The 25,246-nt window shown below is 70.2% G+C and carries 23 protein-coding genes; 6 read left to right on the top strand and 17 right to left on the bottom strand.

The features are described 5' to 3' along the window. Positions 1-11 precede the first annotated feature (11 nt). From VNT59_RS12850 to VNT59_RS12830, 5 genes are all read right to left on the bottom strand, one after another. Positions 12-470 (bottom strand): DUF2214 family protein, encoded by a 459-nt coding sequence (locus VNT59_RS12850; protein ID WP_325498805.1) that lies wholly within the window; start codon positions 468-470, stop codon positions 12-14. After that, entirely contained in the window at positions 467-1,399 is a 933-nt protein-coding gene (locus tag VNT59_RS12845; RefSeq protein ID WP_325498804.1) for a LysR family transcriptional regulator, read from the bottom strand. The genes VNT59_RS12850 and VNT59_RS12845 overlap by 4 nt, the downstream gene beginning before the upstream one ends. 74 nt (positions 1,400-1,473) lie before the next feature. Next, on the bottom strand, positions 1,474-2,463 hold the full coding sequence (locus tag VNT59_RS12840; protein ID WP_325498803.1) for a tripartite tricarboxylate transporter substrate binding protein: 990 nt from the start codon (positions 2,461-2,463) through the stop codon (positions 1,474-1,476). After that, positions 2,460-3,656 carry a CaiB/BaiF CoA-transferase family protein gene (locus VNT59_RS12835; RefSeq protein WP_325498802.1) on the bottom strand — a complete coding sequence of 399 codons (1,197 nt, stop codon included), beginning with the start codon at positions 3,654-3,656 and terminating at the stop codon, positions 2,460-2,462. The genes VNT59_RS12840 and VNT59_RS12835 overlap by 4 nt, the downstream gene beginning before the upstream one ends. Continuing rightward, positions 3,649-4,575, bottom strand: coding sequence for a hydroxymethylglutaryl-CoA lyase (locus VNT59_RS12830; RefSeq protein WP_325498801.1), 927 nt, complete (start codon positions 4,573-4,575; stop codon positions 3,649-3,651). The genes VNT59_RS12835 and VNT59_RS12830 overlap by 8 nt, the downstream gene beginning before the upstream one ends. A gap of 84 nt (positions 4,576-4,659) precedes the next feature. On the opposite strand from VNT59_RS12830, the gene VNT59_RS12825 reads away from it, so the two are divergent. The 4 genes from VNT59_RS12825 (at position 4,660) to VNT59_RS12810 (ending at position 8,780) form a co-directional block, all read left to right on the top strand. Next, entirely contained in the window at positions 4,660-5,388 is a 729-nt protein-coding gene (locus tag VNT59_RS12825) for an IclR family transcriptional regulator (RefSeq protein ID WP_325498800.1), read from the top strand. Positions 5,389-5,469: 81 nt separating this feature from the next. After that, positions 5,470-6,150, top strand: coding sequence for a haloacid dehalogenase type II (locus VNT59_RS12820; protein WP_325498799.1), 681 nt, complete (start codon positions 5,470-5,472; stop codon positions 6,148-6,150). Between the two features lie 21 nt (positions 6,151-6,171). Continuing rightward, positions 6,172-8,394 (top strand): malate synthase G, encoded by a 2,223-nt coding sequence (locus VNT59_RS12815; protein WP_325498798.1) that lies wholly within the window; start codon positions 6,172-6,174, stop codon positions 8,392-8,394. 155 nt (positions 8,395-8,549) lie between these two features. After that, positions 8,550-8,780 (top strand): cysteine-rich CWC family protein, encoded by a 231-nt coding sequence (locus VNT59_RS12810; protein WP_325498797.1) that lies wholly within the window; start codon positions 8,550-8,552, stop codon positions 8,778-8,780. On the opposite strand, the gene VNT59_RS12805 is transcribed toward VNT59_RS12810, so the two are convergent. Beyond that, a complete protein-coding gene (locus tag VNT59_RS12805; protein WP_325498796.1) occupies positions 8,746-10,689 on the bottom strand; it encodes an acyl CoA:acetate/3-ketoacid CoA transferase in 1,944 nt (647 codons plus the stop codon). The two genes, VNT59_RS12810 and VNT59_RS12805, sit on opposite strands and share 35 nt — an antisense overlap. A gap of 136 nt (positions 10,690-10,825) precedes the next feature. On the opposite strand from VNT59_RS12805, the gene VNT59_RS12800 reads away from it, so the two are divergent. Then, complete coding sequence (locus VNT59_RS12800) at positions 10,826-11,590, top strand: class II glutamine amidotransferase (protein ID WP_325498795.1); 765 nt, start codon at positions 10,826-10,828, stop codon at positions 11,588-11,590. Positions 11,591-11,682: 92 nt separating this feature from the next. After that, positions 11,683-12,255 (top strand): ATP-dependent Clp protease proteolytic subunit, encoded by a 573-nt coding sequence (locus VNT59_RS12795; RefSeq protein ID WP_325498794.1) that lies wholly within the window; start codon positions 11,683-11,685, stop codon positions 12,253-12,255. A gap of 1 nt (position 12,256) precedes the next feature. Here VNT59_RS12795 and VNT59_RS12790 read toward each other — a convergent pair whose 3' ends face one another. The 11 genes from VNT59_RS12790 to VNT59_RS12740 form a co-directional block, all read right to left on the bottom strand. Beyond that, positions 12,257-14,551, bottom strand: coding sequence for a YncE family protein (locus tag VNT59_RS12790; protein ID WP_325498793.1), 2,295 nt, complete (start codon positions 14,549-14,551; stop codon positions 12,257-12,259). A 145-nt stretch (positions 14,552-14,696) separates the two neighbouring features. Beyond that, positions 14,697-15,650, bottom strand: coding sequence for a glutathione synthase (gene gshB / locus VNT59_RS12785; RefSeq protein WP_325498792.1), 954 nt, complete (start codon positions 15,648-15,650; stop codon positions 14,697-14,699). A gap of 70 nt (positions 15,651-15,720) precedes the next feature. Continuing rightward, on the bottom strand, positions 15,721-16,392 hold the full coding sequence (locus tag VNT59_RS12780; protein WP_325498791.1) for a GntR family transcriptional regulator: 672 nt from the start codon (positions 16,390-16,392) through the stop codon (positions 15,721-15,723). A 181-nt stretch (positions 16,393-16,573) separates the two neighbouring features. Then, positions 16,574-18,442: a potassium transporter Kup gene (locus VNT59_RS12775; RefSeq protein WP_325498790.1), complete on the bottom strand. Its 1,869-nt coding sequence runs from the start codon at positions 18,440-18,442 to the stop codon at positions 16,574-16,576. Positions 18,443-18,572: 130 nt separating this feature from the next. Further along, positions 18,573-19,874: a glutamate--cysteine ligase gene (gene gshA / locus VNT59_RS12770; RefSeq protein WP_325498789.1), complete on the bottom strand. Its 1,302-nt coding sequence runs from the start codon at positions 19,872-19,874 to the stop codon at positions 18,573-18,575. Positions 19,875-20,013: 139 nt separating this feature from the next. Further along, positions 20,014-21,294, bottom strand: a complete 1,281-nt coding sequence (locus VNT59_RS12765) for a glutamate-5-semialdehyde dehydrogenase (RefSeq protein ID WP_325498788.1) — start codon at positions 21,292-21,294, stop codon at positions 20,014-20,016. A gap of 8 nt (positions 21,295-21,302) precedes the next feature. Then, entirely contained in the window at positions 21,303-22,394 is a 1,092-nt protein-coding gene (gene holA / locus VNT59_RS12760; protein WP_325498787.1) for a DNA polymerase III subunit delta, read from the bottom strand. Between the two features lie 80 nt (positions 22,395-22,474). Further along, positions 22,475-23,776 (bottom strand): ornithine--oxo-acid transaminase, encoded by a 1,302-nt coding sequence (gene rocD / locus VNT59_RS12755; protein WP_325498786.1) that lies wholly within the window; start codon positions 23,774-23,776, stop codon positions 22,475-22,477. A gap of 178 nt (positions 23,777-23,954) precedes the next feature. Further along, positions 23,955-24,440, bottom strand: a complete 486-nt coding sequence (locus tag VNT59_RS12750) for an Lrp/AsnC family transcriptional regulator (RefSeq protein ID WP_325498785.1) — start codon at positions 24,438-24,440, stop codon at positions 23,955-23,957. Positions 24,441-24,444: 4 nt separating this feature from the next. Then, on the bottom strand, positions 24,445-24,945 hold the full coding sequence (gene lptE / locus VNT59_RS12745) for an LPS assembly lipoprotein LptE (RefSeq protein WP_325498784.1): 501 nt from the start codon (positions 24,943-24,945) through the stop codon (positions 24,445-24,447). Then, positions 24,945-25,246 (bottom strand): class I tRNA ligase family protein (locus tag VNT59_RS12740; RefSeq protein ID WP_325498783.1); only part of this gene is annotated, 302 nt, incomplete at its 5' end. The genes VNT59_RS12740 and lptE, both read right to left, overlap by 1 nt.

Below are 25,246 nucleotides of genomic sequence, written 5' to 3'. Positions count from 1 at the left end.
CGGCGCCGCCTTCAGCCGGCCCCGCCGAAGCCGCGGGCGAGGAACGCGGCGGCGATCGGCACCAGGGCGATCAGGTGCGCCGCCAGAAAGGCCCGCCGCCGCGTGCTCGTCACTTCGGCTTCGGCCGGCAGCGCGCCGTTCGCCTCCAGTTGCGCCAGCCAGCGCCGGTACGAGCGGGCCGGCTGGATCGCCAGCAGCACGACCGCGATGAAGAGGCCCACCTTCAGGTGCAGCAGCCAGTTGCTCCAGTACCAGGCGTCGCCCTTGATGCCCCAGAAGATGCGCGCCAGGCCGGTCAGCAGCACCGCCGCGAGCCCGCCCAGGTAGATCCGGTCGACGGCAACCAGCCGCCGGATGACCTTGTCGTTGAGCCAGTCGCCGCGGCAGATCGCCGTTTCGCTGGTGATGAAGACCACGGCGGTGAGAATGGCCAGCAGGTGGGCGGCGGCAAGAATGGCTTCGAGGGTCATGGGGTGCTGGCGCCGGCCTGCCAGAACGCCGGCTGGCCGTAGGTGTGCTTGAGGAAGTCGATCCACAGCCGCACCCGCAGCGGCAGGTGCTTGCGCTGGGGAAAGACGGCGTAGATGCCGTTGGGCGGCGCGGCGAAGGGGGCAAGCACTTCGACCAGGCGTCCGCTGGCGATGTCGTGCTCCACTTCCCAGGTGCTGCGCCAGGCGATGCCCCAGCCGGCCAGGCACCAGTCGTGCAGCACCTGGCCGTCGGAGCAGTCGAGCGGTCCGCCGGGCTTGAGGTGCACGACCTCCTCGCCGTCGGCGGTCGGCAGTCGGAAGGCCCAGCCGCGCGTCTGCGACGCGTCGCTCGACAGGGTGAGGCAGTCGAACTTGACGAGCTCGCTGGGGTGCTGCGGCGCGCCGTGGCGCGCCAGGTAGCCGGGCGTGGCGACGCACAGGCGCCGGTTGTCGGCCAGCCGCACGCTCACCAGCGAGGAGTCGCGCAGGTCGCCGACCCGCACCGCGCAGTCGTAGCCTTCGGCCGCGAGGTCGATCACGCGGTCGCTGAGATTGAGCGAGATGGTGACGTCGCGGTGCGCTTCGCGGAATTTCGGCACCAGCGGCGCCACGTGGCGGCGGCCGAAGCCGGCCGGCGCGGTGATCCGCAGATGGCCGCTGGCCTTGACGCCGCCGGCACTGACGCTGGCTTCGGCATTGGCGAGGTCGGCCAGCAGCCGCTGGCAGTCCTCCAGGAAGGCGCTGCCCTCGTGGGTGAGGCTGATGCGGCGCGTGGTGCGTACCAGCAGCTTGACGCCCAGCCGCTCTTCCAGCGCGTCCAGGCGCCGGCCCATGATCGCCGGCGCGACGCCCTCCGCCCGGGCCGCCGCCGTCAGACTGCCCCGGGTGGCGACCGAGACGAAGGACTCGAGCTGCTTGAGTTTGTCCACGCGCCCGATTATGCGCATGCAGGGTTGGAATCGATCCGTCCCTGGCGCGGCACGGCCGGACCGTGCGGCCGCGCCTAGTCGAGCTTGACGCCGGCCTTGCGCACGGCGTCGCCCCAGCGGGCGTTTTCCGACTGCAGGAACCGGGCGAAGGCTTCGGGCGAGCCGCCCAGCGGCACGCTGCCGTCGGCCAGCAGGCGGGCGACGGTGTCGGGCTGGGCCAGTGCCTGTTCGGCCGCCGCATTGAGCCGCTTGACGATCTCGGGCGAGGTCCCGGCGGGCGCGACCAGGCCCTTCCAGTCGTTGGCTTCGAAGCCCTTGTAGCCGCTTTCGTCGACGGTGGGCACCTCGGGCAGCACCGGCACCCGCTTGATCGAGGTGACGGCGATGGCGCGCAGCTTGCCGCCCTTGACCAGGGGAATCACCGCCTGCGGCGTCGCCAGGTAGAAATCGACCTGGCCGCCGATCAGGTCGGTGACGGCCGGCGCCGCCCCCTTGTACGGCACGTGCAGGAACTTGAAGCCGGCGCGCTGGGCGAACAGTTCGCCGGCGAGGTGGCCCACGGTGCCGCTGCCGGGCGAGGCCATGGAGAGGCCGCCGGACTTGGCCTTGCCGGCCGCCACCAGGTCGCCCAGGGTGTTGTAGGGCGAGCCGGCCTTGACGACCACCACCATGGGCTGGCCGGCGATCAGGGCCACCGGCACGAAGTCCTTCAGTGCGTTGTACGGCAGCTTGGGATAGAGGGTGGGGTTGATGGCCAGGTTGGAAGTCTGGCCGAGCCCGATCGTGTCGCCGTCGGGCTTGGCCTTCGCCACCATGTCGAGGCCGATGTTGCCGCCGGCGCCGGGACGGTTGTCGATCACGAACGCCCAGTTGCGGGCGGCGGTGATCTTCTCGGCGATCAGGCGCGCGATGGTGTCGGTGCCGCCGGCCGGCGGGAACGGCACCACCAGGCGGATCGGCTGGTCGGGCCAGCCGGCCTGGGCCGCCGCGAAAGGCGACGCCGCCGCCAGCAGCGCGGCCGCGGCCGCCGAGAGAAGACTGCGCTTGCCCATCGACAACTTCATGAACGCTCTCCGGTGACGATCCCGGCCGAAGCCAGCCGCGCGATCTGCTCGGCACTGTAGCCGACCTCGCGCAGCAACTCATCGGTGTGTTCCCCCAGGCGCGGCGGCTGCAGCCGCACGCCGGGGCGCTCGCCGCCGAGCGTGAACGGGAACAGCGGCACCTTGGTGGCGCGCCCGTCCGGCAGCGCCAGCGGCGCGAGCCCGCCGGTGGCGTTCAGGTGCGGGTCGTCGAACAGTTGTTCGGGCCTGGTGATCGGCGCGAACGGCAAGCCGTTGCGCTCGAACGCTTCGGTCAGCTCCGCCGCCGTATGGCTGGCCAGCCGCTCGCGCAGCACCGGAATCAGCCACTCGCGCGCGCGCACCCGATCGTTGTTCGTCTTCAGGCGCTCGTCGGCGTACAGGTCCTGGTAGCCGAACGCCTCGCAGAAGATCTTCCACTGCGTGTCGCTGACGGCGGCCAGGAAGATCTGCTCGCCGTGCCGGACGGTGAACACGTCGTACACCGCCCACGCCGAAATGCGCCCCGGCATCGGCGCCGCCGGCTTGCCGGTCACGGCGTACTGCATCATGTGCTGCGCGACGAGCAGCACGTTGTTCTCGAACAGCGCGCTCTGCACCTCCTGGCCCTGGCCGGTCTGCTCGCGCAACGCGAGCGCGGCCATCGCGCCGATGGCGCCGAACATGCCGCCCATGATGTCGTTGACGCTGGTGCCCGCCCGCAGCGGGTCGCCGGGCCGGCCCGTCATGTAGGCGAGGCCTCCCATCATCTGCACCACTTCGTCGAGCGCCGTGCGGTGGTCGTACGGGCCGGGCAGGAAACCCTTGTGGCTGACGTAGACCAGCCGCCCGTTCAGCGTGCGCAGCGACTCGTAATCGAGCCCCAGCTTCTTCATCGTGCCCGGCTTGAAGTTCTCGCTCACCACGTCGGCGGTGGCGATCAGCCGCAGCGCCGCCTCGCGTCCCTCGGGCTGCTGCAGGTCGAGCGCGATGCTCTTCTTGTTGCGGTTGAACAGCGGAAAGAAGCCGGCCCCGGAGCCCAGCAGCTTGCGCGTCTTGTCGCCCTCGATCGGCTCGACCTTGATCACCTCCGCGCCCAGGTCGGCCAGCACCATGCCGCAGGTGGGGCCCATCACCATGTGGGTGAATTCGACCACCCGCAAGCCCTGGTAGGGCAGTCGTTTGCTCTCAGACAAGCAGTGCTCCTTGCGTGAATCCCCTGGGCAGCCCGGCCTCGGGCGTCATGCCGTACACCGGCTCGCCCGGCAGCCCGGCCAGCAGCGGCGCGCGGGCGGCGATCAGCTGGCCGAGGTCGACGCCGGTGCGCACGCCCATCGCCTCGAACATGAACACCAGGTCTTCCGTCACCACGTTGCCCGAAGCGCCGGGCGCGTAGGGGCAGCCGCCGAGGCCGCCGAGCGACGAGTCGAAGGTGCGCACCCCGACGTCGTACGCCGCCAGGCAGTTGGCCAGGCCGAGGCCGCGCGTATTGTGCATGTGGGCCGCGCCGGTGCGCTCGCCGATCTCGGCGCGCACGCGGTTGAAGAGGCGGCGCACCTGGGCCGGATTGGCCATGCCGGTGGTGTCGGACAGCCCCGACTCGTCGGCGCCGGCGGCGACGACCTGCGCCGCCAACCACACCACGTCGTCTTCCGGCACCGGCCCCTGGATGGTGCAGCCGAAGGCCGTCGAGATGCCGGCCTCGATCTTCACCTGCGGCGCGAGCTCCCCGCGCAGGGCGGCGATCTCGCGGACCTCGGCCACCATCTGCTCGCGCGTCTTGCGCACGTTGGCCAGCGAATGGGCGGCGCTGGCGGAAACCGGGATCGTGATCTTGTGCACGCCGGCGGCGAATGCGGCCCGTGCGCCGCGCAGGTTCGGCACCAGGGCCATCACCGTGAGGCCGGGCAGCGTCAGCGCGTGCCGGACGACCTCGACCACGTCCGCCATCTGCGGCAGCAGCTTCGCCGGCACGAACGAGCCGACTTCGATCTCGCGCACGCCGGCCGCGTGCAGGGCGTCGATCCAGCGGCATTTGTCGGCCGTGGCCATCGTCCGCTGCACGGATTGCAGGCCGTCGCGCGGCCCCACTTCGCTGATCAACACCTCGCTCATGGCTTCCTGTCCGGACCGGCCGCCGACGGCAGCCCCGGTCGCGACCATATCAGAACGCCGTTCTGACCAATAGAATACCCAGCGATGCCGCGCAAAGCCCAGACCGCCTCCCTCGCCGACCGCCAGCCGGCCCCCGGCGGCGTCGCGGCCGTGGATCGGGCCCTGAGCCTGCTGGCGGCCTTTCGCGGCGGCGACCTCGCGCTCACGCTGGCGCAGCTGTCGGCGCGCACCGGCCTGTACAAGAGCACCGTGCTGCGCCTGCTGGCCTCGCTGGAGCACGCCCGCCTGCTGCAGCGGCTGGACAACGGCAGCTACGCGCTGGGCAGCGAAGCGGCGCGCCTGGGCGCCCTGCACGCGACATCGTTCTCGCTCGATCGGGTGGTGCTGCCGGTGCTGCGCGAGCTGGTGGCAGCCACCGGCGAGAGCGCGGCGTATCACGTGCGCCAGGGCGCGGCGCGGCTGTGCCTGTTTCGCGTCGACTCGCCCCATCCGGTCCGCGACCACATCCGCGCCGGCGACCTGCTGCCGCTGGAGCGCGGCACTGGCGGGCGGGTGCTCACCGCGTTCGACCCGGAACGGTCGGCCACCGCCGGCGCCGCCGATCGCAAGCTGCTGGCCGGCATCCGGCACCGCGGCTATATGGCGGGCAGCGGGGACCGCCTGGCCGAGGTCGCCGGCATCTCGGCGCCCGTGTTCCATGCCGACGGCCGCCTCGCCGCGGCCCTCACGCTGACCATGCCCAGCCACCGCTTCCAGGAACGCTTCATCCAGCCGGTGCTGGACGGCGCGAAACGCCTGAGCGGGCAGGTGTAGGCGGATTACCACCATCCGGGTCACAAATCCTTCCCGCCGGCACAGCTAGATCGCGCGGAAAGTGTTCAATACAGTGGCGGCATGGAAAAGCCGCGCGCCGTCCTGTTCGACGCCTATGGCACGTTGTTCGACGTGTACAGCGTGGCGCTGGCCGCCGAGCAGCTGTTCCCCGGCCGCGGCGAGGCGCTCGGCGTCCTCTGGCGCGACAAGCAGATCGAATACACGCGGCTGGTCACCGGCAGCGGTGAGGGCGAGCAGTACCGGCCGTTCTGGGAGCTGACCCGGGCCGCCCTGGTCTATGCCTGCAAGCGGCTCGGGCTGGAACTCGACGCCGCCGGCGAAGAGCGGCTGATGAACGAATACCGGCACCTGTCGGCCTTCCCCGAGGGCCGCGAGGTGCTGCAGGCGCTCAAGGCGCGCGGTGTCGTCACCGGCATCCTGAGCAACGGCGACCCGCGGATGCTGGGCGTCGCGGTCCGCAGCGCCGGGCTCGACCGGTGGCTCGATCACGTGCTCAGCGTGGACAGCGTGCGCAAGTACAAGACGCACCCGGCGGCATACGGGCTCGGGCCCGCCGCCACCGGCCTGGCGGCCAGGCAGATCGCCTTCGTCAGCAGCAACAGCTGGGACGCGCTGGCCGCGACCTGGTACGGCTACCGCACCTTGTGGGTGAATCGCGGCGGCCTGCCGTTCGAGGCGCTCGGCACCCAGCCGACCCGCACCGGCGCCAGCCTGCGCGACGTGCTCGCCTTTTTCGATTGACTTCCCCGGAGAGAGAGAACCATGACCGACCGCGTTTCCGTCCACGGCCTGCAAGTGGCCAGCGAGTTGCACCGCTTCATCGAGGCGCAGGTGCTGCCCGGCACCGGCGTTTCGAGCAGCGCCTTCTGGCAGGGCTTCGACGCCATCGTCAGCGACCTGGCGCCCAGGAACATCGCCCTGCTCGCCGAGCGCGACCGCCTGCAGCAGGAGCTCGACGGCTGGCACCGCGCCAACCCGGGGGCGATCCGCGACATGGCGGCCTACCGCGGCTTCCTCGAGAAGATCGGCTACCTGGTGCCGCCGCCGGCGGGCGCCAGGTCGACCACCTCGAACGTCGACGCCGAACTCGCGCTGCAGGCCGGCCCGCAACTGGTGGTGCCGATTCTCAACGCGCGCTACGCGCTCAACGCCGCCAACGCGCGCTGGGGCTCGCTGTACGACGCGCTGTACGGCACCGACGTGATCCCGGAAACCGGCGGCGCCGAGAAGGGCGAGGGCTACAACCCGGGCCGCGGCGCGCGCGTGATCGAATACGCGCGCCGCTTCCTCGACGCATCGGCCCCGCTGGCGGGCGGCTCGCACCATGAGGCCGCCGGCTACCGGGTCGAGAACGGCAAGCTGGTCGTCGCCCAGAAGAACGGCGGCACGGCGGCGCTGAAGGACCCGGCGCAGTTCGCCGGCTACCAGGGCGCTGCTGCCGATCCTTCGTCGGTCCTGCTGCGCAACAACGGCATCCACATCGACATCCGCATCGACCGCCGCTCGGCCATCGGCAAGGACGACGCCGCCGGCGTGGCGGACGTGGTGCTGGAAGCGGCGCTGTCGACCATCCTGGACCTCGAGGATTCGATCGCCGCCGTCGACGCGCAGGACAAGACCCTGGCCTACCGCAACTGGCTGGGCATCCTGCGCGGCACGCTGACCGAGCAGGTGACCAAGGCCGGCAAGACCTTCACCCGCGGCCTGAATCCCGACCGCGTCTACACCGCGCCGGACGGCGCCGGCAAGGTGACGCTGCACGGGCGTTCGCTGATGTTCGTGCGCAACGTCGGCCACCTGATGACCAACCCGGCCATCCTGTGGGGCGGCGGCAAGGAGATCCCGGAAGGGATCATGGACGCGATGATCACGACGGCGATCGCCATGCACGACCTGCAGAAGGGCCACGGCGAAGGATCAGGAGGCGACGCCAGCGTCGCGGGCATCCGCAATTCCCGGACCGGCTCGGTCTACATCGTCAAGCCGAAGATGCACGGACCGAAGGAAGTCGCGTTCGCCTCGGAACTGTTCTCGCGCGTCGAGGCCGTGCTGGGGCTGCCGGAGAACACCGTCAAGCTGGGCATCATGGACGAGGAGCGCCGCACCAGCGTCAACCTGAAGGCCTGCATCGCCGCCGCCTCGTCACGCGTTGCCTTCATCAACACCGGCTTCCTCGATCGCACCGGCGACGAGATGCACACCGCGATGCTGGCCGGGCCGATGATCCGCAAGGGCGACATGAAGACCAGCGCCTGGATCCAGGCCTACGAGAAGAACAACGTGCTGGTGGGCCTGGGCTGCGGCCTGCGCGGCCGGGCCCAGATCGGCAAGGGCATGTGGGCCATGCCCGACCTGATGGCCGCGATGATGGAGCAGAAGATCGGCCACCCGAAGGCCGGCGCCAACACGGCCTGGGTGCCTTCGCCGACGGCCGCCACCTTGCACGCGCTGCACTACCACCAGGTGAGCGTGGCCCAGGTGCAGCAGGACCTCGAGAAGATCGACGCCGACGCCCAGCGCGAGCAACTGCTCACCGGCCTGCTGACGGTGCCGGTCGCCGCCAAAGCCGAATGGAGCGCCGCCGAGCGGCAGCAGGAGATCGACAACAACGCGCAAGGCATCCTGGGCTATGTCGTGCGCTGGGTCGACCAGGGCGTGGGCTGCTCCAAGGTGCCGGACATCCACAACGTCGGACTGATGGAAGACCGCGCGACGCTGCGCATCTCCAGCCAGCACATCGCCAACTGGCTGCACCACGGCGTGATGACGAAGGAACAGGTGATCGAGACCTTCCAGCGCATGGCCGCCGTGGTCGACGCCCAGAACGCCGGCGATCCGTTCTACAAGCCGATGGCCGGCAACTGGGAAACCTCGTTCGCCTACCGCGCGGCGCTGGACCTGGTGTTCAAGGGCAAGGAGCAGCCGTCCGGCTACACCGAGCCGCTGCTGCATGCGTGGCGGCTGAAGGTGAAGGCGGCGTCGTAAGCTGCCGGGACACGGCGAAGCCAAACCCAACAGCCGAACGCAGAGGACGCAAAGGAGCGCAACGGACGCAAGAATGAACAAGAGAAAATTGTTCCTGGATTCTTCTGCGTTCTCTGCGTACCCTTCGCGTCCTCTGCGTCATTGACTCCGCATTCATGAGCCTCGACCCCGCGCGCTGCCCCATCTGCGGCCAAGCCAATCGCTGCGCCATGGAAGTGGAACGCGAGACTGGCGTGCAGCAAGGCGCCTGCTGGTGCACCGGCGTCGACTTCGGCGCCGACCTGCTGGCGCAGGTGCCCCCCGCCGCGCAGCGGCAGGCCTGCATCTGCGCCGCCTGTGCGGCGAAGCAGCTCAGCCCGCCGGCCGGCCCTCCAGCCGCGCCTTGAGGAAGCCGCCGGTGCCGTAGCGCGTGACGCGGCTGTAGAAGCGCTCGGTGAGGCGGGCCACCATCTCCGAATAGTCGTCCACCAGGCCCGGCAGGATGCTGAAGTTGTCGTAGGTGACGACCACGGCCAGCCGATCCTCCGGCTTCTTCACCACCGGTTCGAGCAGCCGCGTCACGTAGTCCTCGATCGCGGCGACGCCCTCGCGGCTGTCGATGGCGAGCCCCTCGAAGTCGATGAACAGCAGCCGGTGCGCGCGATCCAGCTGATAGCGGGCGGACAGCGGCTTGGCGAGCAACCGTTCGCGCAGCTTGATGGGCGCCGCGCCGAACAGCGCCGGCTCCATGACGGCCAACGCCGGCGCGATCGCCGGCAGGAAGTCCATGTGCGCCAGCACGTCGCGCTCGAGGTCGACGCCGGCGGCGATCTCGACCAGCTCCAGCCCGCCGGCATCGGCCAGGCGGAACACGCAGCGCTCGGTCACGTACAGCACCCGCTGGCCCCGCCGCCGTGCCTCGCGCCCGCTGAACGTGCGGTGCTCCACCTGCTGCACGAACTTGCGCTTGGTTCCCTCGCTCGCGATCAGCAGCCGGCCGCCTTCCACCTGCACGGCCAGCCCGCCGGCGGTGAAGGTGCCGACGAAGACGACGGTCTTGGCGTTCTGGCTGATGTTGATGAAGCCGCCGGCGCCCGCCAGCCGCGATCCGAAGCGGCTCACGTTGAGGTTGCCCTGCGCATCGGCCTGCGCCAGCCCGAGCACCGCGACGTCCAGGCCGCCGCCGTCGTAGAAATCGAACTGGTTGGGCTGGTCGATCACGCACTGGCTGTTCACGGCGGCGCCGAAGCTCAGTCCGCTGGCCGGGATGCCGCCGATCACGCCCGGCTCCGCCGTGAGCGTGACCAGATCGAATACCCGCTCCTCCGCCACGACGGCGGCCACGCCCTCGGGCATGCCGATGCCCAGGTTCACGACGCTGTTGGCCTTCAGCTCGAGCGCGGCGCGGCGGGCAATCACTTTGCGCTCGCTCATCGGCATCGGCGCCAGCCGGTCCAGCGGCAACCGGATCTCGCCCGAGTACGCCGGGTTGTACTGCTCGCTGAAGGTCTGCATGTGGTGCGCCGGATCGGTGGCCACCACCACGGCGTCGACCAGCACGCCGGGAACCTTGACCTGCCGCGGGTGCAGCGTGCCGCGCTCGGCCACCCGCTCGACCTGGGCGATGACGATGCCGCCGCAGTTGCGCGCCGCCATCGCGATCGCCAGCGCTTCCAGCGTCAGCGCCTCGCGCTCCATCGTCAGGTTGCCGTCCGGGTCGGCCGTGGTGGCGCGGATGATGCCCACCGAGATCGGGAACGCCCGGTAGAACAGGAATTCGCGGCCGTCGATCTCCATCAGCCGCACCAGCTCCTCGGTGGTGCACTCGTTGACGCGGCCGCCGCCGTGACGCGGATCGACGAAGGTGTCCAGGCCGACATGGGTCAGCGTGCCCGGCTTGCCGGCGGCGATGTCGCGAAAGAGATGCGTGAGCACGCCCTGCGGCAGGTTGTAGGCCTCGATCTCGTTGGCGATCGCCAGCCGCTGCAGCGCCGGCACCAGCCCCCAGTGGCCGCCCACCACGCGCTTGACCATGCCGCGATGGCCGAGGTGGTTGAGCCCCCGATGCTTGCCGTCGCCCTGGCCGGCCGCGTAGACCAGCGTGAGCCCGTTGGGCGAGCCGGTGCCGGTTTCCGCCTGCGTTTCCAGGAAGCGGGCCTCCAGCGCGACCGCCACGGCCTCGGCAAAGCCGATGCCGACGAAGCCGCCGGTGGCGATCGTGTCGCCGTCATGGATCAGGCGCACGGCCTCGGCCGCCGTGGCGATCTTGTTGCGGCGGGTGCCGGGCGCCGCGTGGTCGTTCAATTGGGTGTGCACTGACACGCTCCCTCGACAAGTACGCCTATCATCGGCGTCCGCCCCGGCCGAGACAAGGGAACCACCCGCTGCGCCCCCGAACAGGGCCGCGCCCGCGCCGGCTGTCCCGGCCGCGACCCAAGCCACCATCAGCATCATGTGCCAGCTGCTCGGAATGAACTGCAACACGCCGACCGACGTGACCTTCAGCTTCACGGGGTTCGCGCAGCGCGGCGGCCGCACCGACCACCACGGCGACGGCTGGGGCATCGCTTTCTTCGAGGGCCGCGGCCTGCGCCACTTCGTCGACCACCTGCCGGCCTGCGATTCGCCGGTGGCCGAGCTGATCCGCCGGTACCCCATCAAGAGCCGCAACGTCATCGCCCACATCCGCAAGGCGACCCAAGGCGAGGTGGCGCTGGAGAACTGCCATCCCTTCGTGCGCGAGCTGTGGGGCCGCTACTGGGTGTTCGCGCACAACGGCAACCTGGAGCACTTCCAGCCGCGGCTGCACGCCAGCTTCCTGCCGGTGGGCGCCACCGACAGCGAGCGGGCGTTCTGCTGGCTGATGCAGGAGCTGGCCAAGTCGCATGCCGGGGTGCCGAGCGTGCAGGAGCTGACGCTCACGCTGCGCGAGCTGACCCCGCGCATCGCGCGCCACGGGCCTTTCAACTTCATGCTTTCCAACGGCCAGGCCTTGTGGACCCATTGCTCGACGCGGCTGTTCTACGTCGAGCGCAAGCATCCGTTCGCCCATGCCCAGCTGGCCGACGAGGACCTCGCCATCGACTTCGCGCGGATGACCACGCCGCAGGACCGGGTGGCCGTGGTGGTGACCGCGCCGCTGACGACCAACGAGCAGTGGACCGCGCTGGCGCCCGGGGAATTGCGGGTGTTCGCCGACGGCGCGGCGCTGGCCTGAGCCGTTCGTCGGCGCGCTCCTACGAAGCGGCGAGCAGCGGGGCCCTGCACGAACGCCGCGCGATGCGCGATGCTTGGCGCCGAGGAAGCAAAGTGAGCCGCGAGCACCAGACCAGCCGATCATTGCCGTCGCTCAAACCGGACATCCGCCTGCTCGGCGGCATCGACGAGCAGATGGTCCAGCACTTCCTGGACCAGAGCGACTCGCTAAAGGGCGATCGCCCGCTCGTGCTGGAGCTCAGCACCATGGGCGGCGAGGCCGACAGCGCGCGCCGCCTGGCGCAGGAAATCCAGTTGCTGCGCCAGTCGCGCGAGCTGTTCTTCCTGGGCAAGAGCTACGTCTATTCCGCGGGCATCACGCTGATGGCGGCCGTGCCGGCCACCCACCGCTTCGTCACGCGCGACACCATCCTGCTGGTGCACGAGCGCCGGATGGAACGCACGGTGCAGCTGTCCGGCGCGCTGCGCTCCGCGATCGCGGTGACCAAGGACCTGCTGGCCGAGCTGGAAATGGGGCAGGCGCTGGAACGGCGCGGCTTCGAGCGGCTGGTCGCGGGCAGCAGGCTGAAGGCCCAGGAACTGATGGACCGGGTGCTGGAGAAGGACTGGTACATGACCGCCGACGAGGCGCTCGACCTGGCGCTGGTCGCCGGCATCGTCGGCTAGCTCAATCCAGCGGCGAACCCTTGTCGGCCTGGCGGGTCCGGCGGCGACGCCAGATCATGGCGGCCACTGCCGTCACGCCAGCCAGGGCGAGGGCGGTTTCGGCCGGATGCCCGACGCCGACGACGATGGGCCACAGCACGGCCCGAACCGCCTGGCGTCTAGCGGCGCTGGGCCTGATCCACTCCGCGATCGGCGGCGAGTAGCGGTAGTACAGCGCGGTCACCGCACGCCCGGGACCGGTGGGCGCCAGCCACCGGTCCCGGAAATCGCGCAGCACCTGGACTTCCGGCTCCAGCGCGCTGCCGTAGGCGGCCGTCGCGATGAAGCAGCCCCCACCGGCCGCGGGACGGCTGGGCGGCGGTGTGCTGGACGCGAAGGTCGCCGTGCAGGTCGTGCTGGCGTCCAGCTGGACGACGCCGCCGGGGCAGTCCGGACTCCACCCGGTGAACTGGGAGCCGCCGCTCGCGGTGGCGCTCAACCTGACCACCTGTCCGGTCGGAAAGCGCGCCTGGCAGGTCGACCCGCAGCCGATCCCCGCCGGCGACGACGTGACCGACCCGATGCCGCTGCCGGCCAGCGCGACCGTCAGCGATTGGGAGCCGCCCAACTCGTTGAGCAGCGACGAGCCCGAATTCGCGATGTACGCCGACATGCCCCGGGCGTCGATGGCCAGCGCGACCGGCGTGGGGCCGGCCGGCACCGGGGCATTCGTTTCGGCGCCGGTATCCGTCGCGTGGACCGCCACCACGCCGGCGTCGCCGCAGGCAGCGAAGATGCGCTGACCGTCCGGCGAAATGGCGATGCCGGCGGGGCCGGCTCGGGTCGGGACCTGGACCACACTGCGCGTCGCCACATCCAGCAGCGACAGGCTCGCGCTGCCCTGGTTGGAAACGACCGCGGTCCGGCCGTTGGGCGTGATGGCGACGCCCGTCGGGCGCACGCCGACCGCGATCGTCGCGGCCACCGCCCCGCTGCGCGGGTCGAATTCGATCAGCGAGCCGTTGCCGCTGCGGGCCGCCGCCACGTAGCCGCGGCTGCCGTCGGGATGAAAGGCCAGGCCGAGCGGCGCGACCCCGGCGTCCATCGACAGATGCGCGATCTCGGCCCGGGTCTGGGTATCGATCACGGCGACCCGTCCGCCGGCCGCGGCCTCCGAAACCATCAGCAGCCGCCCATCGGGGCTCAACGCCAGCCCCTGCGGATTGCTGGCCGAGGCGCTACCGGTGGCGGCGGGGATGGTCGCCACCAGGCCGGCGAGCGCGCCATCGCGCACCTCGATGCCGCCGCCGGCAATCGCCACGTAGATCCATCGCCCGTCCGGACTGGCCGCGATGCTGCGCGGCACTCCCGCCGTCACGGCGGCCGACCGCACGACCTGCCGGGTGGCGGGCCGGATGACCACGATGCTGCCCTGGGCGGAATGGTCGAGGGCCTGGGTGGCCGCGTAGATCTGGTAGCCGTTGGGATTGGCCGCGACCGCCGCTCCCCACCCGTCCAACTGAACGGCGCCAAGGGTCGACACCGGCGCCGGCGCATTGGCCTGCAGGCTGAAATCCTCCGGGCTCTGCGCCGATCCGGCCGATGTTTCCACGCTGACGCGCCCGCTCCTGGCTCCGGCCGGAACCTGGGCGATGACGCGGCTGGCGCTGGACGAAAGCAGTTGCGGTTGCGCGCCACCCGCGAAGCTGAGCGGCGGCACGCCCAGCGGCGTCAGGGCCTCGCCGCTGACCGTCACGATCGTGCCGACCGGGCCGGCGCGCGGGGAAACGAAGCCGATGCGCGGCCCGCCCAGACGGGCGATGCGCACCCCGGTCAAGGTTCCGGACGCCGCCCTGCTCGGCTGCTGCCAGGCACCGGTGGCGCTGCCCGCCTCGACGTTGAGCGCCGTCAGCGACCAGGTGTTGGGCGCGCACGGCGGTCTGGCGAAGGAGCCGCCCACCTGGCCTTGCGCATCCTGCGCCGCGGACATGACACCGTTCATGCAGTCCACATCGCCGAGCAGCAGCACCGGGCCGCCGGCCGATGTCGCGTCCTGGGTGATCGTCGTCTCCCAGGTTCCGGATACCGCGCCCAGCTCGGGGTCGCTGCCTTGCCACGGTCCGGCCCAGACGCCGGAGAGGTCGGGTGCCGGTGGTGCGCTCGCGCCTCCACCGCCACCGCCGCCACATGCACCGAGCACCAGGGTGAGGCTGGCGCCCAGGCTACGGACCAGTCGAGTCGGCTTGCACATGGGATCCCTTCGCAGCAACCGTTTCACGCTAGGTCCGGCGAGGGGAATATCAATGAGGGAGATCAATTCCTACCGCCAGGGCGGCAGTGGCATCCTTGGCGCCCGGGGCCAGACCGGGCGCGCGCGTCACGGCCGCGATCGCGCCGCCGCGGTCACACCAGGCTCGGGGCGGTCGGCAGCGGTCGGCGGCGGCCGTGACGAGGCGCAGCCGTCAACCGCGCGCGGCGAGCGCCTGCTCCAGCGCATCCACGAACAGTGCCGCGACATTGCAGCCGGCCTGCTGCGCGATTTCCTGGAAGCAGGTCGGGCTGGTCACGTTGATCTCCGTGAGGCAGTCGCCGATCACGTCCAGCCCCACCAGCAGCAGGCCGCGCGACGCCAGCACCGGCCCGAGCGTGTTCGCGATCTCCAGGTCGCGCGCCGACAGCGGCTGGGCCACGCCCTTGCCGCCGGCGGCCAGGTTGCCGCGGATCTCGCTGCCCTGCGGAATCCGCGCCAGGCAGTAGGGGACCGGCTTGCCGCCGATCACCAGCACCCGCTTGTCGCCCTGGGCGATCTCGGGCAGGAAGCGCTGCACCATGATCGTCGTGGCGCCGTGCCGGTTCAACGTCTCGATGATGGAGCCGAGGTTGAGGCCGTCGGCGCCGACGCGAAAGATCCCCATCCCGCCCATGCCGTCCAGCGGCTTGAGGATGATTTCCTGGTGCTCGGCGTGGAAGCGCCTGACTTCCTCGGCATCGCGGGTGACCAGCGTCGGGCTGGTGAAGCGCGGAAACTCCATGATCGCCAGCTTCTCCGGATGGTCGCGCAAGGCGGACGGCTCGTTGAAGACGCGGGCGCCATCGCGCTGGGCCTGCTCCAGCAGGTGGGTCGCGTAGAAATATTCGCTGTCGAACGGCGGATCCTTGCGCATCACCACGGCGTCGAAGTCGCACAGGGCGCGCGTGCCCACGCGCTCCTGCACGAACCAGTCGTCCAGGGTCCCGGTGAGCGCGATCTCACGCACCTGGGCGTGCACCACGCCGCCGGAGCGCCAGGACAGATGGCGCGGCTCGCAGGCGGCGATGCGGTGGCCGCGGCGCTGGGCCTCGCGCATCATGGCGAAGGTGGTGTCCTTGTAGGTCTGGAAGGCTTCCAGCGGATCGGCGACGAAGAGGATGTTCATGGCGGCAGGTTCGATGCGTCGCCGCTACTGTTGCACAAAAGGGGAACCGGGGTGCCGGACAGGGCCGGTGCTAGGGCCCGGCGCCGTCGACCATCTTGAGCAGCCGATGGCGTCCGGCGTCGATGTGCCGTTCGGCCTGCTGCCTGGCCTTGGCCCCGCCGCCGCTGCTGATCGCCTCGTACAGGCGCCGGTGCTCGAGGTTCGAGGTGCGCATGTCGCCCGGCCGGCCGAAGTGCTGGCGCCGGAACAGGTGCAGCTCGTTCACGTAGTCCTGGTACTGGCGCTGCGCCCGCTGGCTGTGCGACAGCGCCATGATCAGGCGGTGGAACTCCAGGTCCAGGTTGGCGTAGCGATCGTTCTCGCCGGCCCGGCAGGCCGCGTCCATCTGGTCGAGCAGCGACTCGAAGCGGACGCGGTCCCGGTCGGTCACGTGCTCGGCGGCCCGTTCGGCGGCAAAGCCGAAGACCAGCGCCCGCAGTTCGCAGAGCTCCAGCACCTCGCGGATCGAGACCTCGCGCACGAAGACGCCCCGGTTGATCACGGCGGTCACGATGCCGGTGCCCGCGAGGATCCGGATCGCCTCCCGGATCGGGCCCCGGCTGGTCCCCATGCGCAGCGCCAGCGCCGCCTCGTTCAGCCGGTCGCCCGGCCTGAACTCGCCGGCATGGATCAACTGCCTGATCTGCTCGGCGATCGCGGCGGGCCGTCCCTGTTCCCGTGCCCCGGTATTGGTCTGTGGCATCTGGCGATCCGTTACCCGAAAAGTCGTCGAGTATGGCAGGTGAAGGTACACGATGGCGGTCGATCTGCCGACACATCGGCCCGGAGTGTTGACACTTCGCCGCGCCCGATGCGGGGAAATCGAACCCCGGCGCCGGGGCCGGGACCGCGGCGGCGCGTCGAACCCAGGCGGCGCGCCGCGCTCAGATCTCGATCTTCGAGCCCAGCTCCACCACCGAGTTGTTCGGCAGGTTCAGGAAGTCGGCCGCCGCGCTGGCGTTGTGGTGCATCTGGGCGAACAGCTTCTCGCGCCACGGCGCCATGCCGCCGCCGATGCTCGGGATCACGGTGTCGCGCGACAGGAAGTAGCTGGTCGTCATGCGTTCGATCTCGCAGCCGTGGCCGCGGATCGTCTCCAGCGCCCGCGGCACGTCGGGGTCGTTCTTGAAGCCGTAGTGCAGGATCACCTGCCAGCAGCTGTGGCCCATCGGCTCGATTTCCACCCGCTTGTTGATGCCGATCCAGGGCACCTCGTGGCTGCGCACCGTGACGAACAGGTTGTGTTCGTGCAGCACCTTGTTGTGCTTCAGGTTGTGCAGCATCGCGTTGGGCACGGTGCCGGGTTCGGCCGTGAGGAACACCGCCGTGCCCGGCACCCGGGTCGGCGGATTGACGAACACCGCCTCCAGGAAGCTCTTGAGGTCGATCGAATCGGCCTTGAGTTTCTCGTTCAGCAGCGCCCGCCCCTGCTTCCAGGTCATCATCAGCGTGAACATGGCGCCGCCGATCAGCACCGGGAACCAGCCGCCCTGCGGCAGCTTCAGCAGGTTGGACGCCCAGAAGGTGAAGTCGACGACGAAGAAGAATCCGGTGGCGACGACGCACAGCCACAGCGGATAGTTCCAGCCGTAGCGGATCACGAAGAAGGTCAGGATCGTCGTGATCAGCATGTCCGAAGTGACGGCGATGCCGTAGGCCGCGGCCAGGTTGCTGGACGAGCGGAACATCACCACCGCCATCGCGATCGCCACGAACAGGCCCCAGTTGATGAAGGGCAGGTATACCTGGCCCGTCTCGCGCACGCTGGTGTGCCGCAGTTGCATCCGCGGCAGGTAGCCGAGCTGGATCGCCTGCTTGGTCACGCTGAACGCGCCGGTGATCATCGCCTGCGACGCGATCACCGTGGCCAGCGTCGCCAGGCCGACCAGCGGCAGCGTCGCCCACTCCGGACCCATCATGTAGAAGGGGTTCTTCACCGCTTCGGGGTTCTTCAGCAGCAGCGCGCCCTGGCCGAAATAGTTCAGCGTGAGCGCCGGCATCACCACGGCGAACCAGGCGATGCGGATCGGCTTCTTGCTGAAGTGGCCGAGGTCGGCGTACAGCGCCTCGGCGCCGGTCACGCACAGCACCACGGCCCCCAGCACGATGAACGTCGTCGCCGGATGGTGGAACACGAAGAACAGCGCGTAGTGCGGGCTCAGGGCCTTGAGGATCGCCGGGTTGCTGGCGATGTGCGTGAGGCCGAGCACCGAAATGGCCGCGAACCACACCAGCGTGATCGGGCCGAAGAACTGGCCGACGCCGCCGGTGCCCTGCTTCTGCAGCGCGAACAGGCAGAACAGCACCACCAGCGTCAGCGGCACCACGTAGTTCTTGAACTGCGGCGAGACCACTTCCAGGCCCTCGATGGCCGAGAGCACGGAGATCGCCGGCGTGATGACGCCGTCGCCATAGAACAGGCAGGTGCCGAAGATGCCCACCACCAGCAGCACGCGCCGCAGCTCGGGCCGGTTCTTCACCGAGGTCGAGGCCAGGGCGAGCATCGCGATCAGGCCGCCTTCGCCGTGGTTGTCCGCGCGCAGCACGAGCAGCACGTACTTGATCGAGACGATGACGGTGAGGGTCCAGAAGAAGATCGACAGGATCCCGTACACGTTGCCCGGGGTGAACGGGACGTGACCGGACGCGAACACTTCCTTCATCGCGTACAGGACGCTGGTGCCGATGTCGCCGTAGACGACGCCGATGGCGCCCAGCGTCAGCACCGGGAGTGAGGATTTCGAGGTTTGCACTGGGGCGGTCCCCGTCTTGGTGGCACGCGGCCGGCGGGGTTGACAGCTTTGGGTGCGCTATTGTGCGCTCGCCCGGACGGGCTGTCCGCGCCCCATGTTGCACCGCAACAACGCGTCGGCCGGCGGCCAGTCAGTCGTATACCTCGGCGTCGGGATCGGTGGCCTCCAGTTCGTAGCTGGCGGCCAGCATCGCCAAGCGCCCGATGACGCCGTACATGTAGAACCGGTTGGGCGCGCTGGCGCCGGGCTTGGCGCCCGGCTGCGGCAGGCGGGTGCTGTCGGCGAAGGCCAGCGGCACGTAGCCGGCGCCCGGCGCATTGAGGTTCTCGTCGCTGCCGCGCCCGGCATGCACCCGGTAGAAGCCGCCCACCACGTACCGGTCCATCATGTAGACCACCGGCTCGGCCACCGCCTGGTCGATGCGCTCGTTGGTCAGCACGCCTTCCTGGACGATGACGTCGCGCACCGGCGCCCGGCCGCCTTCCTTCATCGCGGACATCTGGGCACTGCCCTGGCCCGTCAGCGCCTCCAGTTCCTTGGCCTCGCGCACGGTGGCGATCGCCAGCCCGGAGGTGCCGTTGTCGGCCTTGACCACGACGAACGGCTTCTCCCCGATGCCGTATTCCTTGTACTTCTTTCGGATCTTGCCCAGCAGGGCGTCGACGTTGGTCGTGAGGCAGTCCATGCCGTCGCCTTCGGCGAAATTCACCGCGCCGCACTTGTTGAACATGGGCGTGATGAGCCACGGATCGATGCCCAGCAGCTTGCCGAAGCGCTTCGAAATCTCCTCGTAGCTCTGGAAGTGGTTGCTCTTGCGGCGCACCGACCAGCCCGCGTGCAAGGGCGGCAGCAGGTACTGCTCGTGGATGTCTTCCAGGATGCCCGGCACGCCGGTCGACAGATCGTTGTTCAGCAGGATGGTGCAGGGATCGAAGTCCTTCAGGCCCAGCCGGCGGCGGCTGCGCACGATCGGCTCGATCAGCACCGAATCGCCGTCCGGCAGGCTGACGCTGGTCGGCTCCTTGACGTCGGGGTCGATCGAGCCGATCCGCACGTTCAGCCCGGCCATGTGGAAGATCCGCTTGAGCTGGGCGAGGTTGGCCAGGTAATAGGTGTCCCTGGTGTTGTTCTCGGGGATGACCAGCAGGTTCTTCGCCTCGGGGCAGATCTTCTCGATGGCCGCCATCGCCGACTGCACCGCCAGCGGCAACATTTCGGGGGTCAGGTTGGCCCAGCCGCCGGGATAGAGGTTGGTGTCCACGGGGGCCAGCTTGAAGCCGGCGTTGCGGATGTCCACCGAGGTGTAGAACGGCGGCGTGTGCTCCATCCATTCCAGGCGGAACCAGCGTTCGATGGCCGGCATGGAGTCGAGCACGCGCTGCTCGAGCTCGTTGATGGGCCCGGTCAGGGCCGTGATGAGGTGCGGAACCATGCGGCCTTCTTTGTTGCCTTGTCCTGGGATGACCCCGGAGGATTGTAGGGAGATGAGGGCGGCTCGGCAGGCTGCAACCCCCGTGCCCGTCAGACCCTCGACAGCCGCGGAGGTTCAGCCCGAGCCGCCAGCGCACTGCTCAGCTGCGCACTTCGCCCTGGCCCAGCACCACCCATTTGAGCGAGGTGAGCCCTTCGATGCCCACCGGCCCCCGCGCGTGGAACTTGTCGGTGCTGATGCCGATTTCGGCCCCCAGGCCGTACTCGAACCCGTCGGCAAAGCGGGTGCTGGCATTGACCATGACGCTGGCGGAATCGACCTCGCGCAGGAAGCGCTGGGCATGCATGTGATCGCGGGTGACGATGGCGTCGGTGTGGTGGCTGGAGTAGTGGTTGATGTGGGCGATCGCTTCGCCGACGTCGGCCACCACCTTGACGCTGATGATCGGCGCCAGGTATTCCTCGAACCAGTCCTGCTCGGTTGCGGCAACGACGCGCGCGCCGGGCACGCCGGCCAGCAGCGCCGCGGCTTCGGCGTCGCAGCGCATCTCCACGCCCTTGCCCGCGTAGACCGCGCCGATCAGCGGCAGGAACGCCGCCGCGATGGCGCGCGCGACCAGCAGCCCTTCGGTCGCGTTGCAGGGGCTGTACTTCTGGGTCTTGGCGTTGTCGGCGACGGTCACGGCCATGGCGAGGTCGCACGGATCGTCGACATAGGTGTGGCAGTTGCCGTCCAGGTGCTTGATCACCGGCACCTTCGCGTCGCGGCTGATGCGCTCGATCAGCCCCTTGCCGCCGCGCGGAATGACCACGTCGACGAACTGCGGCATCGCGATCAGCTGCCCGACCGCCTCGCGGTCGGTGGTCTGCACCAGCTGCACCGCGTCGGCCGGCAGTCCGGCCTGCGCCAGCGCCTGCCGCACCAGGGCGGCCAGCGCCTTGTTGGAATCGATCGCCTCGGAGCCGCCGCGCAGGATGCAGGCGTTGCCGCTCTTGATCGACAGGCTGGCGGCCTCGATCGTCACGTTCGGCCGGCTCTCGAAGATCATGCCGAACACGCCGATCGGCACGCGCATCTGGCCGACCCGGATGCCGCTGGGCTGCTGCCGCAGTCCGCTGATCTCGCCGACGATGTCCGGCATCGCGGCCAGCTGCTCGCAGCCCTGGGCCACGGTTTCGAGCACCTCGGGCGTGAGCCGCAGCCGGTCCATCATCGGCGCCGACAGCCCGGCAGACGCGGCGCGCTCCAGGTCCCTGGCGTTGCCGGCCTGCAGCGGCTCGACCTGCTCGCGCAGCAGGCGCGCCAGCGCGCGCAAGGCGCGGTTGCGGCTGGCCGCGTCCGAGGACGCCATGCGCGCCGCGGCCCGGCGGGCCTGCAGCCCCAGCGTCTGCATGTATTCGGCGACGTTCAGCGCGTTCATCGCGTTGATTATCCCCTGCCCCCGTAGGCCGCTGCACGGGCGGGCGCGGCCGGCGCCACGCATTCGCGGCAGAGCGTGAAGGCCAGCCGGTGCAGCGCCTGCCAGCCGTCGGCCGGCCATTCGGGCGCCTTCAGCCCCTTGACGATGCCGTCGACCAGATGCGCCGAATGCAGCAGGTTGTCGAGCGCGAGCGGCGTCAGGCGCGGCAGCACGCGCTCGAACAGGCGCTCCTTGACGCCCCAGACCCGCTGCTCGCGCAGCGCGACCGGCAGCGGCCGGCCGGCGGCCATCGCCTCCTTGACGCGGCGCAGGGCGCGAATGTCCTCGGCCAGCGTGTAGTGCACCAGCACCTCGGCCACGCCTTCGGCGCGCAGCCCGTCGAGCATGCGCTGCACCCGCGCCGGCTGGCCGCCCAGCACCGCTTCCGACAGCTTGAACACGTCGTAGCGGGCGACGTCGAGCACGGCGCTTTCGACCTGCTCGAAGCCCAGCTCGCCGGCCGGATACAGCAGCGCCAGCTTCTGGATCTCCTGGTGCGCCGCCAGCAGGTTGCCCTCGACCCGCTCGGCGAAGAACTGCAGCGTGCGCGCGCCTTCCTCGCCGCCGCGCACGCGCTGGCCCTGCTGGCCGAGCCGCTGGGCGATCCATTGCGGCAGTGCGTGCCGTTCGATCGGATCGACCTGCACCGCCACGCCGGCGCCTTCGAGCGCGGCGAACCAGGCGCTGCCGCGGGTCATGCGGTCCAGGCGCGGCAGCAGCACCAGCGTCAGCGTGCTGTCGTTGCCGGCGGCGTTTTCGGCGAGCTGCTGCAGCGCCGGGCTGCCTTCCTTGCCCGGCTTGCCCGATGGAATGCGGATCTCGACCAGCTGGCGCTCCGCGAACAGGCTCAGCGAGCCGCCCGCGGCCAGCACCTCGCTCCAGTCGAAGTGGGCGCCGGCCACCGTGTGGACGCTGCGTTCGGTGTAGCCCTGCGCCCGCGCCGCGGCCCGGATCGCGTCGGCCGCCTCCTGGATCAGCAGCGGCTCGTCGCCGTGCAGGGTGTAGAGGGACTTCAGGCCCTTGTTCAGATGCTGGCTGAGCTGGCCCGCGGAAAGCTGCATCCCGGCAGTTTACGACGCGTCTTCGTAACGCGCGGTTGGCACGCCCGGGTGTCTGGAACTGCAGCCCTGCGATTTCCCTTCTAAGCAGCGATACTCGCGGCCTCGCGGGCGCTCGCCGTCACCGGCGCCTCGGCCCCCAGCGCCAGCTCGCGGTGCTTGCGCATGACGACTTCCTGGAAGATGTCCACGGCGCGGTCGACCAGGTCCCGGGTGATGGTCAGCGGCGGCGCAAAGCGGATCACCGTCTCGTGCGTCTCCTTCGACAGCACGCCGCGCGCCGCCAGCCGCTCGACCAGCTCGCGCGCGGTCGCGTGCGCCGGGTCGACGTCGACGGCGGCCCACAGGCCGCGGCCACGCACCTCGCGGATCAGCGGGCGGCCGGCCTGCATCACGCCGCGCAGCCGGGCCAGCAGGTGCTCGCCCATCCGCGCGCTGCGCCCGACCAAGTCCTCGTCCTCGATGATGCGCAGCGCCTCCAGGCCGACCGCCGCGGCCAGCGCGTTGCCGCCGAAGGTCGAGCCGTGGCTGCCCGGGCTGAACACGTCCATCACGGCGGCGTCGGCGAGGAAGGCGCTGACCGGCAGCACGCCGCCGCCCAGCGCCTTGCCCAGGATCAGCGCATCGGGGCGGATGCCTTCGTGCTCGAACGCGAACCAGCGGCCGGTGCGGCCCAGCCCGGCCTGCACCTCGTCGTCGATCAGCAGGATGCCGTTCTGCGTGCACCATTCGCGCAGTTGCCGGAAAAAGCCCGGCGGGGGCAGGATCACGCCGGCTTCGCCCTGGATCGGCTCGACCAGCACGGCGCAGGTGTTGGCCGTGGTGGCCGCGCGCACGCTGGCCATGTCGCCGAAGTCGAAATGGACGAAGCCGGGGGCGAACGGCCCGAAGCCGGCGCGGTAATCGGGTTCGCTGGAGAACCCGACGATGGTGCTGGTGCGGCCGTGGAAGTTGCCGCGCGCCACCAGGATCTCCTGCCGGCCGTCGGCGATGCCCTTGACGAAGTGGCCCCAGCGGCGGGCGCACTTGATCGCCGTCTCCACCGCCTCCGCGCCGGTGTTCATCGGCAGCGCGCGCTCGAAGCCGGCGATCCGGCACAGGTGCTCGAGGAACGGGCCGAGCGTGGTGCCGTGATACGCGCGCGACGTCACCGCGACCCGTTCGAGCTGCCGCTGCATGGCAGCGACCAGCCGCGGGTGCAGGTGGCCGTGGCTGACGGCGGAATAGGCGCTCATCATGTCGATGTATTCGCGGCCCTCCACGTCCCACACCAGGCAGTCGCGGGCACGGTCCACCACCACCGGCACCGGCTGGTAGTTGCGCGCGCCCCAGCGGGCTTCCTGGTCGATGAAAGTGTGGGTGGCGGTGCTGCTCGTCGCGTCCATGGCGTGTCCCTCGGTTGGTCGGACCAGTCTAGGCCGCCTGCCGCTGCCGTCGCGGTGAATCGGCGCGTGCCGCACGGCGGAGGCGGCACCGCGGCGGGTACCGCACTGCCGAAACGGAAGCGGTGTAGGACGCCCGGCGCCGGCCTTGCAGGCGCGCAGGCCGCGCCGTGGCCGGGGTTCAGCGGCGGCGGGGCGGCGCGCCGGGGACGGGGAAGCCGGCGAACTCCCTGATGGTCTGGAGCTCGATGTTGGTGACGATCTTCTCGATGCCGAGCGCCGGGTCGTCGAGCCACGCGCTGATCAGGCGGTGGTACTCCGTCAGATGCGGGCAGGCGATGCGCACCAGGTAGTCGTAGCGGCCGCTGATCACGTGGCACGAGACCACTTCCGGCGCGGTGGCCATCTTGCGCTCGAAGCGCTGCACCACCGGCTGGCGCTGGTCCTTCAGCGCCACTTCCGCGAACACGCTGATCTGCTCGCCGAGCACCCGCCGGCTCACCAGCGCGCGATAGCCTTCGATGATGCCCTCGGCTTCGAGCTTGCGCACCCGGTTCAGCGTCGCCCGCGCCGAGAGATGGATGGCCTCGGACAGCGACTGGATGGTGGCCCGGCCGTCGCGCTGCAGCGCATCGAGCAGCGTCAGGTCGGCGCGATCCAGCTCCATCGCGCTAGATCGTCTGCACGGCGGCGAGCCGCCGCATCAGCTGCTGCACGATGTCGGTCTGCATGTCTCGATACAGCAGGTTCTCCTCGGCCTCTTTCGCGAGCACGGCCGATTCGTTGAAGCTGATGTCGCGCTGCTGCAGCAGCTCGGTCTCGGGAATCAGTTCCTTGCCTTGCGGCGTGCGCAGCCGGAAGCGAAAGCGCATGCGCAACTGGAACTCGCGGACCTGGCCGGTGGGCGTGAGGCCGACGACCACCTTCTCGCGCTGCTCGCCCAGCACGTCCAGCACCACCTGCGCCTGCGCCTGGGCGGCCGGGTCCTCGATCATCCGCACCTTGTCGGCGGAGCCGATGCTGCGGCGCAGTTCCTTGGTCAGCGACGAGCCCGCCGGCGTGGCGACATAGATCGAGCTGAAGGCGAAGTTCGGCGCCTGCCGCAGCTGGAAGCCGCAGCCCGCCAGCAGCGTGGCGGCGGCGCCGGCGAGGATCAGGCGTCGAGCGGCCATCACACCACCACGTTGACCAGCCGGCCCGGCACGACGATCACCTTGCGCGGGCTCGCGCCGGCGGCGAACTTCAGGTAGTCGGGGCTGGCGGTGGCGATCTGCTCGATCTCCGCGCGGCTGGCGCCGGCCGGCACGCGCACCGAGCCGCGCGTCTTGCCGTTGACCTGCAGCACCAGCTCGATCTCGTCCTGCACCAGCGCCTGCGCGTCGACCGTGGGCCAGGGCGCGTCGAGCAGCTCGCCCTGCTGCTTCGCGTAGCCGAGCTCGGACCACAGCGCATGGGCGATGTGCGGCGTGACCG

The organism is Ramlibacter sp., from assembly GCF_035554825.1.
Lineage (GTDB): Bacteria > Pseudomonadota > Gammaproteobacteria > Burkholderiales > Burkholderiaceae_C > Ramlibacter.
This window is presented reverse-complemented; position numbering and strand designations above follow the sequence as displayed.